Origin of the sequence: Rhizobium sp. N621 (genome assembly GCF_001664325.1) — a bacterium.
In the GTDB taxonomy this organism is placed as follows: Bacteria; Pseudomonadota; Alphaproteobacteria; order Rhizobiales; family Rhizobiaceae; genus Rhizobium; species Rhizobium esperanzae.
The window spans coordinates 339,965-353,162 of the sequence record NZ_CP013498.1 but is presented as its reverse complement, the minus strand read 5'-3'; the positions used below and the strand labels follow the sequence as shown (position 1 = coordinate 353,162).

Annotated in this window: 14 protein-coding genes; 3 read left to right on the top strand and 11 right to left on the bottom strand. The window is 61.3% G+C overall.

Annotated elements, in window-relative coordinates; all coding sequences use genetic code 11:
- Window positions 1-14: 14 nt before the first annotated feature.
- The 7 genes from AMK00_RS26300 to AMK00_RS26270 form a co-directional block, all read right to left on the bottom strand.
- Window positions 15-638 (bottom strand): TadE/TadG family type IV pilus assembly protein, encoded by a 624-nt coding sequence (locus AMK00_RS26300; RefSeq protein ID WP_064808575.1) that lies wholly within the window; start codon window positions 636-638, stop codon window positions 15-17.
- On the bottom strand, window positions 632-1,111 hold the full coding sequence (locus AMK00_RS26295) for a TadE/TadG family type IV pilus assembly protein (protein ID WP_064808573.1): 480 nt from the start codon (window positions 1,109-1,111) through the stop codon (window positions 632-634). Before AMK00_RS26295 ends, AMK00_RS26300 begins: the two co-directional genes overlap by 7 nt.
- Complete coding sequence (locus AMK00_RS26290) at window positions 1,108-2,712, bottom strand: TadE/TadG family type IV pilus assembly protein (RefSeq protein WP_064808571.1); 1,605 nt, start codon at window positions 2,710-2,712, stop codon at window positions 1,108-1,110. The genes AMK00_RS26295 and AMK00_RS26290 overlap by 4 nt, the downstream gene beginning before the upstream one ends.
- Before the next feature lie 91 nt (window positions 2,713-2,803).
- The gene (locus AMK00_RS33320; RefSeq protein WP_064808569.1) at window positions 2,804-3,109 is read right to left on the bottom strand and encodes a hypothetical protein; all 306 of its coding nucleotides are present in this window, start codon (window positions 3,107-3,109) and stop codon (window positions 2,804-2,806) included.
- Entirely contained in the window at window positions 3,093-4,583 is a 1,491-nt protein-coding gene (locus AMK00_RS26280; RefSeq protein WP_064808567.1) for a type II and III secretion system protein family protein, read from the bottom strand. The genes AMK00_RS33320 and AMK00_RS26280 overlap by 17 nt, the downstream gene beginning before the upstream one ends.
- 55 nt (window positions 4,584-4,638) lie before the next feature.
- Window positions 4,639-5,553 carry a Flp pilus assembly protein CpaB gene (gene cpaB / locus AMK00_RS26275; protein ID WP_064808564.1) on the bottom strand — a complete coding sequence of 305 codons (915 nt, stop codon included), beginning with the start codon at window positions 5,551-5,553 and terminating at the stop codon, window positions 4,639-4,641.
- A gap of 99 nt (window positions 5,554-5,652) precedes the next feature.
- The gene (locus AMK00_RS26270; protein ID WP_064808562.1) at window positions 5,653-5,847 is read right to left on the bottom strand and encodes a Flp family type IVb pilin; all 195 of its coding nucleotides are present in this window, start codon (window positions 5,845-5,847) and stop codon (window positions 5,653-5,655) included.
- 261 nt (window positions 5,848-6,108) lie between these two features.
- Between AMK00_RS26270 and AMK00_RS26265 the strand changes: the two genes are divergently transcribed.
- Window positions 6,109-6,639 carry an A24 family peptidase gene (locus tag AMK00_RS26265; protein ID WP_064812210.1) on the top strand — a complete coding sequence of 177 codons (531 nt, stop codon included), beginning with the start codon at window positions 6,109-6,111 and terminating at the stop codon, window positions 6,637-6,639.
- Between the two features lie 36 nt (window positions 6,640-6,675).
- Here the strand turns inward: AMK00_RS26265 and AMK00_RS26260 are convergent, their stop codons facing one another.
- Window positions 6,676-6,876, bottom strand: coding sequence for a hypothetical protein (locus AMK00_RS26260; protein ID WP_064808559.1), 201 nt, complete (start codon window positions 6,874-6,876; stop codon window positions 6,676-6,678).
- A gap of 63 nt (window positions 6,877-6,939) precedes the next feature.
- Window positions 6,940-7,563 carry a TetR/AcrR family transcriptional regulator gene (locus tag AMK00_RS26255; protein ID WP_064812209.1) on the bottom strand — a complete coding sequence of 208 codons (624 nt, stop codon included), beginning with the start codon at window positions 7,561-7,563 and terminating at the stop codon, window positions 6,940-6,942.
- A 125-nt stretch (window positions 7,564-7,688) separates the two neighbouring features.
- Between AMK00_RS26255 and AMK00_RS26250 the strand changes: the two genes are divergently transcribed.
- Entirely contained in the window at window positions 7,689-7,904 is a 216-nt protein-coding gene (locus AMK00_RS26250; protein WP_064812208.1) for a hypothetical protein, read from the top strand.
- Between the two features lie 53 nt (window positions 7,905-7,957).
- Here the strand turns inward: AMK00_RS26250 and AMK00_RS26245 are convergent, their stop codons facing one another.
- Window positions 7,958-8,485, bottom strand: coding sequence for a winged helix DNA-binding protein (locus tag AMK00_RS26245; protein WP_064812207.1), 528 nt, complete (start codon window positions 8,483-8,485; stop codon window positions 7,958-7,960).
- 85 nt (window positions 8,486-8,570) lie between these two features.
- Between AMK00_RS26245 and AMK00_RS26240 the strand changes: the two genes are divergently transcribed.
- Complete coding sequence (locus tag AMK00_RS26240; protein WP_064812206.1) at window positions 8,571-12,179, top strand: hydantoinase B/oxoprolinase family protein; 3,609 nt, start codon at window positions 8,571-8,573, stop codon at window positions 12,177-12,179.
- A gap of 96 nt (window positions 12,180-12,275) precedes the next feature.
- Here the strand turns inward: AMK00_RS26240 and AMK00_RS26235 are convergent, their stop codons facing one another.
- Entirely contained in the window at window positions 12,276-13,133 is an 858-nt protein-coding gene (locus AMK00_RS26235) for an SDR family oxidoreductase (protein WP_064812205.1), read from the bottom strand.
- Window positions 13,134-13,198 lie beyond the last annotated feature (65 nt).

The following is a 13,198-nucleotide window of genomic DNA, read 5'->3' as shown; positions in this document are numbered from 1 at the left end:
CGTGATAAAAGGAATCAGCAGGTTGAGCAGGTCTTTAGATCTTCTGTCGTGATCGTCACTGGATGGGCCGGGATGGTGATGTCGTTCAGTCCCAACAGTCCGCCGAGGATCGGCAGATCCAAGGGGATGTCGCGCACCTCCAGCCGCATTGTCAGCACGGGCCCGTCCGGCCGGCCCCAATAGCCGAGCCCTGATCGCTGGTAGGTGACCATCAGCTTATCCGGCGTGATGCGCCCGTCGAGGTCGCAAATGCCGGGGTGAGGATCGGTTCCTGCTTGGCAAACGCCGTCGCTTCCCCGGACAATCCGGTTCAATGCCGCCGTACAGTTCGCCAGATACGGTCCACAGGTCGAGGATATCGTCGCATCGTTCGGCGTCGCTTTGCCGTTATTGAGTGGGTCGGCAGCTTCGATCGGGAAAACGGCATTGAAATTCGTCGTCAACGGATCGGATACTGCTGCCAAACGGGCACCATATTGCAGTGCCTTGACGGTCTGATTCCACTGCGACATGGCATAGCCGAACTCGATGAAGGTTGCGAATACCAGCATGACGATCGGAAAGGTCAGCAAGGCTTCGACAAGGCTGACACCACTGCTATCCTGCCAGAATGTCTTGATTGCCCTAGAGGTCACCATCCGATGTATCTCTCTTCATGTGAGGAACTGATCGTGATGGCATCGATTCCGAGAAAGCCGAACACCGGCGAGCTCTTGTAGAGATGAGCAGTCGAAAGGGTGATGTTGCCGTCCGCATCGGGCGCCGTGATGGTGATGTCGGCAGGGTCCTTCCAGTCGGGGACGCGGGGTTCGGCGTCTGCCGCAGGTGTTTGCGTTCCGTAAAAGGCGATCGTCTTCGCAGTCGCCTGATCACATGTCGGCACATAGGTTCCCGACAGTGGTCGGCATCGCGAGAGGTAACGCCCGGCATCGCGCAAGCCTGCGTCGATCTGCATGCGCTGCCAGAAGATGCTGCCGAACTCCAGTATCCCCGCCGCAAAGAGCGTGACAAAGGGGATCGCGAGCAGCGCTTCTGCAAGCACTGCGCCTTCCTCCCGCCGCCAGAAGCCGAGGCAAAGCCGATGCCGGATGAAATTGCGGAGTGCCATCATCTGACCAGTTCCGCTTCTTCCCGCAGGAATTCGTCCAGCGTACCGCGACCACCCTTGCCTGATATGTCGATCATCTCCAGGGACAGGTATCGTTCGCCGGAGTCCTTTATCGCTGGCTTGGTCAGGAACATGCGGGCGAAGGCCACGGCGCGCGTCGCCTTATGACCGTTCAGATGGCCGACCGAGGCTTCATAGCCGCAATTGACAATGGCTGAGAAGATCTCGCGGCGATCACCATATTCGGCCGCCGTATAGTTCGAAAGGTCCGGGCCGGTATAACACTGGCCACCCGTTGCCGGTGTTCCGGTCTCACCATTCGCCGAGGCATGGCTGATGAGAGATGGGTTAGCGAGCTCGTAACGATAAACATCGTAAGCGGAGGGCTGGGTCGGTGTTCCCGTCGCCTGCGGGGGATAGCTGGAGTAGTTGCTGAGGACCGTGCTCACCGAGGGCACAGCCGTTCCCTGCGCGACGTTCCAATAGGTCGAGTAATTCCAATTGTTGCCGCTGCTGATCTTCCCGCCGGCAAGCGAAGTCATACCCGCTCCGTAGCCGAGCGGCAAAGCCTTGGTCGCATCGCCGACAACATCTCCGACCATGACTGGATTATAGGCATCGCAGCCCTTCTTTCCCGTGCCGCTGGTTGACTGAGCGGAGCGCACATTTTGGGCAGGTCGGTAACGATAATCTCCGTTCGCCTTGTTGAACGATGAGGAGTAAAAACCGAAGCGCGTATTCACGCCGTCCTCGACAGGCCCCGCCTTCGCGCCGGTCTCGGTATCGAGGCTGTCCTGTGTATAGCAGGTACCGGGATTGCCGGTGGCAAGAGCCTCCGCCAGCACGGACGCACCATTGCCCAAGGGCGTTCGGAGAAACCCGAAATTGCCGGGACCGGGATTGGACGCCGCGGTGCTGTGAAGTTCGATCTGTCGCCCGTAGAGATTGCCGGCCGCAAAATTGGTGTGCAATGCCGTCGCCGCATCTTCGCTGGCGCTTTCGCTCGTGTTCCCCACCGGCTCGAACGGATTGCAGATAAAGATCGGCGTCACGTCGCAGGCACTGGCGTGGTAGACTGCGACGGCGTCGGCAGCGATGTTGATGGTATCGCGGGTGAAGCCAACCGGGATCGGAAAGATCGTCTGCATCGCCTGCGGCTTAGCGATGACCCAGGCATAGGAGGCTTCGCTGGCCACTGTCGTCTCCATTGACGACGGGATGGCCGTATCGTCACTGGCCGGGATGCTCTTCAGAAAAAGCACTGTGACCGTGCTCCCGGCATCGTTTCCAGCGTCATAGGTCACTGATAAATGCGAGCCGAGCGACATGCCGGTCCCGCCCCCTGAGAAAGCCGCGCTGTTGGCGAGTTTTTCGATCGCCGTCTGCGCCCGGGTAATGGCATCGTCACGGCCATCGAGTTCACGGGCCCCGGCCAGCGCCATCGCATCGACCGCGTTCTGGAGATCCGTATGCAGGTTGCTGCTACGGCCGACATCGATGACCAACAGCGAAAAGCCGAGAAGCATTGGCATGGCGATGAGCGTCAAGGCGATGACATAGCCGCGATGATCGTTCCAGAAGCGTCTGACAACCCTGCTGAGCATTGGCGTCCCCCCATCACGGCGTTATCGCCGTGATGACCCCTTTTCGTGCATTTTCCCCTCCGGCGCTGCCGCCGTTCATGCCTTTCGCCAGCTACTGGCTGGCGGTCGCCCCGTTGGAGGCCCCATTCGCCCCCATGGCCGGCGACGGCTGAACAACGCCCAGCCCGCCGTTCTGATATTGAGTGACCACCCTCCGGATCACCTTCCCGTCGCTTGCGATTTGAGTTCGCTGGGCTTCCGGCGGGAACGGGTCTTGGATATGGATGGCCTTGTTTGCTTCTACGGCGTTCCCGACCCCGAAGGTGATCGTGTCGCGATGGTTCAAGTAGTCGGCGCAGCCGGTAGCGAGGCCGGCGGCTGCAAGGACGAGAAGGACGCGCTTAGCGTTTTGTAGCAACGGCTTGGACTCCCTGGTTCAGGTCGAGACGATGACCGTAAGGCCCGGTCACGCCTACGCCATTGCGAAAGCGTCGGAGCATGTCCTTGTCGACTTCCAGGACACCGAGCGCGAAAAGCTCAACGTCGTTGGACGAACGCGTCTGGTCAAGCGGACTATAGAGGTCCTCACCCGGGCGGGCTGGGCGCACAATGTGTGGCGTCACAACGATGACGAGGTCGGATTCCTTCTTCTGGAAACTCGTCGAACGGAACAGTGCGCCGAGGACCGGTATCTGCCCGAGTCCCGGCAATTGCTGGATGTCTTTGGCATTGATCGACTGCAGCAGGCCGGCCAGCGCAAAGCTCTGGCCGTCGCGGAGCGCGACCGTGGTGCTGGCAGCCCGCGAGATGAACCCCGGATTGCCGTTGACGTTGATCGACGGATCAATCTCGGAAACCTCAGGCTCGATCTCCAGGTTGATGAGGCCATCATCAAGAACCACCGGCTTGAAGGTCAGCCGCACACCGAAGGGGCGATAGTCCGTCTCGGTGGCGACAGTCGTGCCGTTGTTCGTCGTCTTCAGGATCGGCACTTCACCGCCGGCATGGAAGCTGGCGGTCGAGCCGCTCATGGCGATGAGGTTCGGCTGAGCAAGGCGACGCACCAATCCCTTCTGCTCGAGGGCGTTGATGACCACGTCGATGTGGCCGCCCGAGATTTCCAGCACCTTGGCGATCAACTGGCCGAAGGGCAGCGCACCCGTTGCCGCACCCTTGGGGTCAAGGAGGGTACGGGCCAGGTTGCCGCTGTCGTCCACGGTGATCCCCTGGCTGGCCGTGGCCTTGCCGATGCGGTTATTGTTGCCGTATCCGGACCAACCGATCCCGAGGTCACGACCCGTCTGGCGCGAGGCTTCGATGACACGGACCTCCAGCATTACCTGCTGGCTGTCACTGACGCGCAACTGGTTCAGCACCGGCTGGTCGGAATAGGATTGGGCGATTTCCATCACCCGCTGCAGTTCGATGCCGTCACGGACGTAGCCTGTCAGGCGAATGCGATCGTTGGAGTTGATTACCCTGACCCGAGCCGAGGGCGCGGCAGAGCGAATGGCGGAGGCGACTTCGCTGAAATCGCTGGCGACGCGGATGTCAATGACGCCGAGAAGCGACTTGTCTTCGCCATAGACTGAAATATTGGTGGCGCCGGTCTTCTTGCCGCGGATGAACAGCGACTTGTCGGAAAGCGGCACCACGTCGATCATATCGGCACTGCCGATGACGAGATCCCCGAAGGGTTGGCCGGTATTGAGCGTCAGCGTCTCGTTCGGAGGCAAGGTCACATGCTGAACCGATTCGCCGAGCGTGACGGACTTTTCCTGTGCGCTGGCTGAGCCGACAAATCCGGGCCCTAAACACACACAGGCCGAAAACACTGCCGCTAATGCCGCAAGGCTTTTCGTCCTTGCGATTCTTCTCTTGCCGTTCGCCATGCCTGCTTTAGCCCTCTCCTTCGGCCGGCCGCACCTGCGGCATGCCGCATAAACATCACTGGACCAGGCCGACTCGGTGCTCCTCGCGCTTCGTCGTGTTCCAGACACCCACTGTCACCCACTTCGGCTCAACCGGCAACACCGGTTCAACCTTTTGCTCCACAATCTGCACTTGTTTGTCGGGTTCTGGCAACTTCTTTTCCAAATCCTTGCCCAGTTCTGTCGCCATCGCGCCGCCACCGAGGTCGGCGACGGTGATCGGCCGCGTCTGTTCGACAGAGGAAGAAGCAACATTGCGAAGCGCCAGCGAGAGCGTGCCGATACTGGAGCCGAGGGTAAGGCGCTGCGCCTCATCGGTCGTGACCTCAAAGGTCACGGTTTTCACGACGGATGGCTCGTCCTTGCGCTCGTCTGCCGTCTGGTCCACAGCCAGCACCTTCACGCCTTGAAGCAGCACGTCGACGAAGGTCTGGTCATTGCCTGCTGGCCCACGCACGACCCGCGTCAACAGCACGTCGACGCGATCGGAAGGCCTTACGAAGCCGGCAACACCGAGCACGTCGTTGACGCGGATTGAAACCGCCTTCATGCCCTGGTCGAGCGCCGCCGACAGTGTCGCGCGTTCGCCGGTACCGGTGATTTTCGAAGAGAGCACCGGCTCGCCAGGGTCAATTGCCGCCATGGCATAACGCGGCTGGGCATCGTTGCCGACGACCGTCTCGATGCTGACGAAGGAGCCTGCGGGTGTTTCATTGGAGGGCCACGGAATGGCCCTAAGATTTTCGGATCGAATCCGGTCGCCGAAGCGCATTGGCTTGGCGGCGACGACAAGTGTCCGTTCCTCGGTCTTGATGCCGTTCATCGCCAGCAGCCGGGCCTTCTGATCGGACAGATACTCCCGCATCCCGAAAACTGCTGCTGCGGCGAGCACAAATGCAATAACAAGGCTTAAAATTGTTGAAGAACGCATCGCGGTTACTCGCTACACTGGACGGAGCGCATCCATTCATTGATGCTAATTTAGAAGAGAGGGGTTAACAAAAACCCCTCGCTTCTTCGCACGCCGATATCAGGCTGGGACGGCCAGCTCGGTCTTGAACCACCCTGCCCATGCGTTCCAAACCTCAGCCAGATTGTCGCCGGCCAATGTCACCGCCGTGATCACGCCGCCAACCAGCAAGGCAAGCAGAATGAGGTATTCCGTGAGTGCGACGCCATCTTCTTCCCGCGCGAAAGCGCGTACGCTATTTACAAATGCTTTCATCGAGAATTACCTCCCAGGTAAGTTGTGCGCCGTAATTCCCCCGGCACGCTTTGTCGTTGAGACCGCCCCTTCGACTGGAAATATTAATAGTCTGTTAATTCTAATTTAGTCAATTGTTTTATACCCGCTCGAATTGAGAACTATACTTATGGTTAAGACGAAAACCCGAGGACTGGTCATAAAAACCCGAAAAAATATGCCGGCACTGAGTAAAAAACGGACCTACGTGGTAGATTGCCATAGCCCAAAAGGTTGAATCCGATGATTGGAATGATAGTTGTTGTTAATTCGCTTTCGGTATTACTTTTTCTCTATGCCGCCTGGACCGATTTCCGCACGTGGAAGATCCCCAACGCGGTCGTGCTTGCGCTCGTGGCACTTTATGCATTGCGCGCGGTGGCCGCGATGCTTGGCTCCGAGGACGTCGGCGCTGCGCTGTTTGCTTCAAGCGGAATTGGCGGCGACCTCGGAGCTGGCCTGCTGATGTTCATGCTTGGGGTGGCGCTCTGGGCGTTCCGGCTGTTTGGCGCAGGAGACGCCAAGCTTTTCCTGCCGATCGGCCTTTTTGTCGGATGGCACGGAATGCTGCCGTTTGCGGTGTTGCTGCTTGTCCTCGGCATCGTGACGCTGCTGGTCCTGCGGCTGCCGGTGCCGCTGCCCGTCGCGCATCTCGCCTTTTTCATGCGCATCGAGGAAATTCGGGCGAGCCGGAAGATACCTTATGGCGTCATCATGGTTTTCGCGACGCTCCTCACGCTGGCTTTGCCCATGATCCGACAGCAACTGCAGTGAGCTGAATCGTGCAGACGCACTGACAGAAGCTGCAACCTAAGCCGAAAAGGCTCTGGCCGACCTGTTCTCGAGCGCGGCGATCTCCTCGGAGACCTCGCTCAATTGCTGACGCAGGTCGCTGTCGGTGCCGTCATCGACCTCCTCCTCGCCAAAACAATAGCGTGCCTCGTGGAGCTCGAGCTTGGCTTCGAGCTCGGTGCGTCTGGCATAGAGCCGCTTGAGATAGACGTGGTTCATCTCCCGGTCTCCACATCGTCCGGTCATGGAAAAACGGTGTGGAGACGGTAAGGTTCCGGTCTATCAGGTGAAAGAAGCGATCGCTGCTCTGCAGGCCTTGGCGAAATGGCCGCAACAGCCGGCGGCGCCCATCGCCTGGCGACTGACGCGCGCGCCTTCGAGCAGCAGCGTCAGCGTATCGGCAAGAAGCTGAGGTTCGCGCGCACCGGCTGCCGAACAGAGCGCGGCCAGGCGATCGCGCTGCTCGGCCTTGTGCCGTTCGATCATTTCATGGGCGGGATGGCCCTCCCCCTTGAGCTCGATGGCGGCGTTGGCGAGATCGCAGCCGGCCGGCTCGCCGTTCAGACACTGCGCCCGCATCTCCACCCAGGCGTCGAGCTGGGCGCGGGAATCGCCGGGATGAGCGGCCTCCAGATCGCGCCAGATGGCATCGGCCTTTTCCGAGGCGCGCCGCAGCGTCTCGCAGACGAGTTCGTCCTTCGAGCCGAAATGGCGGTAGAGCGTCATCTTGTTGGTCAGGGCAGCATCGGCGATGGCATCGACGCCGATGCCGCGGATGCCGCGCTCGCGGAAAAGCTCCACGGCCGTCGAGACGATGCGCTCCCGCGGCGGGATGCGATCTTCTGGAACGGTTGCGGAGATTCCATTCGAAGTTTCTGATTTTTTTGCGGACGAAGTCCTTGACATCAATGTGACCGATCGGTAACAACAGCACTGTTACTTACCGGTAACACCACAGGCCGCGAAAGTCAACGCAGAGGGTTGGCGGCGGATGTGGAACACGGGCGACCGCCCACGAAAGGAGGACAGCCATGAGAAAGACCAGAGACGACCTGACGATATCCGAAGCGCTTCGCGACCCCCTGATCGCCATGGTATTGCGCGCCGACGGCGTGAAGCTTGAGGACTTCAAGCAACTCCTGGAGACGGCCGCCGACAAACGTCAACCGCGCCCGACGCCGGTGGGCAAGATGATCGGAGCGCTTGCGAGCCGCGCCAATCTGCCGGCCATGCCCTGCTTCGGCTGAAAAAGCCGCCTGAACACCGGGGGATCTCTCCCTGCCCCCGACAAGGGCTGTCGTCACAAAGAGGCGGCGGCCCTTGCTGCTTGATCGTAATGGCCGGAAAGCGCCCTGAGTGTCGCCGCCACTGCCGATGTCGCCGCGGCGTCGAGCCCGAGTCCCTTCATCGATTCCACCAGCAGCGCCTCCCGCACCGTCCTGTATTTCAAACAGATTTCAAAACCCTTGTTGGTGGCAGCGATCAGTTTTTCCTTGCCTGCCCGCGTGCTTTTCACGAGACCGCGCTTTTCCAGCTTCTTGATCGCATAAATCACCAGATGCGTGTCCTCGACGCCGAGCACGCTGCAGAGGTCGCCGAGCCGCTTCGGTCGCTGCCGGTGCGCCACCGAATGCAGCACCAGCACGTCGATCGCCGCGCAGCCGGGTTCGCCCGCCGCCGTCATGCAGCGCACCATCCAGCGGTCGAAGGCATTGCCGGCGAGGATGAGACCGAATTCCAGTTCCGAAAGAACGGGAAGCGCGCCATCGGCGAGATGCGAGGAGGAGACAATCGGCCCGATTTCCGGCTGCCCGCGCTCACCTGCCATTCCATCCCTCCACGATCAACAGCTCAACGTTGACATTTTATCGATAAATCGTCAATAAATTTTCAGTTCAACAGGAGGTCGGACGATGAGCGGGCAGTGGGATTTCTGGATCGATCGCGGCGGCACTTTCACCGATATCGTCGCCCGCCGTCCCGACGGTTCGCTCGTCGCCCACAAGCTGCTTTCGGAAAATCCGGAAGCCTATCGTGACCCGGCGGTGCATGGCATCCGCGAATTGCTCGGCCTCAAGCCCGGCCAGCCCATCCCTTCCGAGCTCATCGGCGCCGTAAAGATGGGAACGACGGTCGCCACCAACGCGCTTCTGGAACGCAAAGGCGACCCGACCCTGCTGGTGGCGACAAAAGGCTTCCGCGATGCACTGGAGATCGGCTACCAGGCGCGCGCCGATATCTTCGCCAAGAAAATTATCAAACCGGAACTGCTTTACGCCGATGTGATCGAAGCCGATGAGCGCGTACTGGCGGACGGCACGGTGGAACGCCCCCTCGGCGAAAATGATCTGCGGCATGCGCTGCAAGCCGCCTATGCGCAGGGACTGCGCGCCGTCGCCATCGTTTTCATGCATGCCTACCGCTATCCCGAGCACGAACAACAGGCCGCCGCCATCGCGCGCGCCATCGGCTTCACGCAGATCTCGCCCTCGCACGTCGTCTCACCGCTGATCAAGCTCGTCGGCCGCGGCGACACCGCTGTCGTCGACGCCTATCTGTCTCCGGTTCTCCGGCGCTATGTCGATCAGGTCGCCGTCGAGCTCGGCGCCGTCGAAGGAAAGGGCCCGAAGCTGATGTTCATGCAGTCCTCGGGCGGACTGACCGACGCGCATCTCTTCCAGGGAAAGGATGCGATCCTCTCCGGCCCCGCGGGCGGGGTGGTCGGCGCGGTCGAGATCTCGCGCATCGCCGGTTTCGACAGGATGATCGGCTTCGACATGGGCGGCACCTCGACGGACGTTTCGCATTATGAGGGAGAACTGGAACGCGCTTTCGAGACCGAGGTCGCCGGTGTGCGCATGCGCGCGCCGATGATGAAGATCCACACCGTCGCAGCCGGCGGCGGCTCGATCCTGAGCTATGACGGTTCACGCTTCCGCGTCGGCCCGGAATCGGCGGGTGCCACGCCCGGCCCGAAATCCTATCGCCGCGGCGGGCCGTTGGCGGTCACCGACGCGAACATCATGACCGGCAAACTGCTGCCGGAATTCTTCCCCACAATCTTCGGGCCGGAGCAGGACCAGCCGCTCGATGCCGAGGCGGTACGCGCCGCCTTTGCCGAAATGGCGCAGGATATCGGCGGCGGCCGGACGGCGGAAGAGGTCGCCGACGGCTTTCTCGCCATCGCTGTCGAGAATATGGCCAATGCCATCAAGAAGATCTCTGTCCAGCGCGGTTATGACGTTTCGAATTACGCGCTAACCTGCTTCGGCGGCGCCGGCGGCCAGCATGCCTGCCTGGTCGCAGACAGCCTCGGCATGAAGACGGTGCTGATCCACCCCTTCTCCGGCATTCTTTCGGCCTATGGCATGGGGCTCGCCGATATCCGCGCCACGCGGCAGCGCGCGGTGCTGACCGAACTCGGAGCCGCCCTGCCGACCATCGGCGGTATCCGGGCCGAACTGGAGAAAGAGGTGCGCAGAGAACTGATGCTGCAGGGCGTCGAAGCCGGCGACATGGAAGTCATCACCCGGCTGCACCTGCAATATAAGGGCACCGATACCGCCCTGCCGGTCGCCTTCGGGCCGCAGGAGGAGATGACGCAAGCCTTTGCCGCCGCCCACAAGAAGCAGTTCGGTTTCATCTTCGAAGACCGGCCTGTCGTCGTCGACTCCATCGAAGTCGAAGGCATCGGCGGCGGCGCCGATGTCGAGGAGACGGACGTGCAGGCGGGGAGCTTCGCACCGCGAGCGCTGCGCACGACCCGCTTCTATTCCGGCGGAACCTGGCACGAGGCCGGTATTTTCAGGCGTGATGTGCTGAAGCCAGGCGCGGCCGTCAAGGGACCGGCCCTCATCATCGAAGCGCATCAGACGATCGTCGTCGAGGCCGGCTGGCAGGCGCGCCTGACCGGCCACGACCATATCGTTCTCACCCGCGAGATCGCACTTTCCCGCAATGCCGCGATCGGCACCAGCGCCGATCCCGTCATGCTCGAAGTCTTCAACAATCTGTTCATGGCGATCGCCGAGCAGATGGGCGTGACGTTGCAGAACACTGCTCACTCGGTCAATATCAAGGAGCGGCTCGATTTCTCCTGCGCCGTCTTCGACCGCACCGGCGCACTCGTCGCCAATGCGCCGCACATGCCGGTGCATCTGGGATCGATGGACCGCTCCGTCGAAACGATCATCCGCCTCAACGAAGGCTGCATTCGCCCGGGCGATGTCTTCGCGCTCAATGCGCCCTACAACGGCGGCACGCATCTGCCCGACATCACCGTCGTCACGCCGGTGTTCGACGACGCCGGCGAGACCATCCTGTTTTACGTCGCCTCACGCGGCCATCATGCCGATATCGGTGGCAAGGCCCCGGGTTCGATGACGCCGCGGGCGACCAAGGTCGATGAAGAAGGCGTGCTGATCGATAATTTCCTGCTGGTCGACAAAGGCCGTTTCCGGGAAGCCGAATTTGCCGCAATGCTGCGGGACCATCCCTATCCCGCCCGCAACCCGGCGCAGAACCTCGCCGACGTGAAGGCGCAGATCGCCGCCAACGAAAAGGGCGTGCAGGAGTTACGCAAGATGGTCGCTCATTTCGGGCTCGACGTCGTCGAAGCCTATATGGGCCACGTCCAGGACAATGCCGAGGAGAGCGTTCGCCGCGTGATCGCCCGCCTCAGCGACAGCGAATTCACCTACCCCACCGATCAGGGCGCCGTCATCAAGGTGAAGATCACCGTCGACAGGAAGGCGCGCGAGGCGACGGTCGATTTCACCGGCACGAGTGCGCAGCAACCGACCAATTTCAATGCGCCGGAACCGGTGACGCGCGCCGCCGTGCTCTATGTCTTCCGCGTCATGGTCGAGCAGCCGATTCCGATGAATGCCGGCTGTCTGCGGCCGATCCGGATCATCGTGCCCGATGGTTCGATGCTGCGTCCGGCCTATCCGGCCGCCGTCGTCGCCGGCAATGTCGAGACCAGCCAACATGTGACGAATGCGCTATTCGGGGCGCTCGGGACGCTCGCGGCCGCCCAGGGCTCGATGAACAACCTGACCTTCGGCAACACCACCTACCAATATTACGAGACGATCTGCTCCGGCGGCCCCGCCGGCCTGCTCAACGACGGCACCGGCTTCAGCGGCGCCGACGGCGTGCACACCCATATGACCAATTCGCGGCTGACCGATCCCGAGGTACTGGAATTCCGCTTTCCCGTCGTGCTGGAGGATTTCCACATCCGCCGCGGTTCCGGCGGCAAGGGACAATACAGTTCCGGCGGCGGTACCGAGCGCACCATCCGCTTTCTGGAAACGATGGATTGCAGCATTCTCTCCTCGCACCGAACGATCCGGCCTTTCGGCCTGTTCGGCGGGGAAGACGGGCAATTGGGAAAAACCGAGATTCGTCGCTCAAACGGCAGGGTCGAAAGGCTGGAAGGCTGCGACCAGGCAATGCTCGCCGCCGGCGACGCCGTGATCGTCACGGCGCCGACCGGCGGCGGCTACGGCAAGCCGTGACTGAAGCGCGCATCCTACCAGATCGTGATTAGGCGCTTCAGCTCCTTGTTTTCATGCATGCCTTGATCCGGAACCGCCAATTCCGGCCAACATGCATCAAAGGATCGGTTTGCCGCCTGTAACCGCGATTGTCGTGCCGGAGACATAGCTCGACAAGGGATCGGCCAGCATGACATAGGCGGTGGCCAGTTCGGCCGGCTGGCCTGGCCGTTTCATCGGCACCTGCTTGCCGAAATTGCTGACGCTGTCTTCCGGAAGCGTCGATGGAATGAGCGGCGTCCAGATCGGCCCCGGCGCCACGGCATTGGCGCGAATGCCCTTCTCGGCCAGGAGCTGGGCCAAGCCGGCGGTGAAATTCTGGATTGCGCCCTTGGTCGTGGCATAGGCCAGCAGCGTCGGGTTCGGATTGTCCGAATTGATCGAAGCCGTATTGATGATGGCGCTGCCGGGCTTCATATGGGCGACTGCCGCCTTGGTCAGGTAGAACATCGCGTGGATGTTGACCTTGAAGGTCAGCTCCCACTCCTCGTCGCTGATCTCGTCAATGCTCTTGAAGCTTGCCTGGTGCGCGGCATTGTTGACGAGAATGTCGATACCGCCAAGCTCCTTAATCGCCGTCTCGACGATCTGCCGGCAATGGGCCGGGTCCTGAATATCGCCGCTGACGAGCACGGCCTTGCGCCCGGCCTGTTCGACGAGCCGCTTCGTCTCGTCGGCATCCTCGTCCTCGTCGAGGTAGGAGATCAACAGATCGGCGCCTTCCCGGGCATAAGCGATGGCCACCGCCCGGCCGATGCCGCTATCGCCGCCGGTTATGATTGCCCGCTTGCCCTTGAGCCGTTCGGATCCGCGGTAGGTTTTTTCCCCATGATCGGGCACCGGATCCATCTGGGCCGTGAAACCCGGCATCGGCTGTTTCTGGGATGGGAAAGGGGGTGTTGGATAATGCGTCATTATAGCCTCCTGAGTTGAGGGACAAACTCAGGCTGCGGCCGGTTGTTCCAACGGCGTTGCGGCCA

Excerpts from the sequence above, each read along its gene's own strand:
- AMK00_RS26300 (WP_064808575.1), bottom strand. The coding sequence starts at position 638 with ATGGTGACCTCTAGGGCAATCAAGACATTCTGGCAGGATAGCAGTGGT.
- AMK00_RS26295 (WP_064808573.1), bottom strand. The coding sequence starts at position 1,111 with ATGATGGCACTCCGCAATTTCATCCGGCATCGGCTTTGCCTCGGCTTC.
- AMK00_RS26290 (WP_064808571.1), bottom strand. The coding sequence starts at position 2,712 with ATGCTCAGCAGGGTTGTCAGACGCTTCTGGAACGATCATCGCGGCTAT.
- AMK00_RS26280 (WP_064808567.1), bottom strand. The coding sequence starts at position 4,583 with ATGGCGAACGGCAAGAGAAGAATCGCAAGGACGAAAAGCCTTGCGGCA.
- cpaB (WP_064808564.1), bottom strand. The coding sequence starts at position 5,553 with ATGCGTTCTTCAACAATTTTAAGCCTTGTTATTGCATTTGTGCTCGCC.
- AMK00_RS26270 (WP_064808562.1), bottom strand. The coding sequence starts at position 5,847 with ATGAAAGCATTTGTAAATAGCGTACGCGCTTTCGCGCGGGAAGAAGAT.
- AMK00_RS26265 (WP_064812210.1), top strand. The coding sequence starts at position 6,109 with ATGATTGGAATGATAGTTGTTGTTAATTCGCTTTCGGTATTACTTTTT.
- AMK00_RS26260 (WP_064808559.1), bottom strand. The coding sequence starts at position 6,876 with ATGAACCACGTCTATCTCAAGCGGCTCTATGCCAGACGCACCGAGCTC.
- AMK00_RS26255 (WP_064812209.1), bottom strand. The coding sequence starts at position 7,563 with ATGTCAAGGACTTCGTCCGCAAAAAAATCAGAAACTTCGAATGGAATC.
- AMK00_RS26250 (WP_064812208.1), top strand. The coding sequence starts at position 7,689 with ATGAGAAAGACCAGAGACGACCTGACGATATCCGAAGCGCTTCGCGAC.
- AMK00_RS26245 (WP_064812207.1), bottom strand. The coding sequence starts at position 8,485 with ATGGCAGGTGAGCGCGGGCAGCCGGAAATCGGGCCGATTGTCTCCTCC.
- AMK00_RS26240 (WP_064812206.1), top strand. The coding sequence starts at position 8,571 with ATGAGCGGGCAGTGGGATTTCTGGATCGATCGCGGCGGCACTTTCACC.
- AMK00_RS26235 (WP_064812205.1), bottom strand. The coding sequence starts at position 13,133 with ATGACGCATTATCCAACACCCCCTTTCCCATCCCAGAAACAGCCGATG.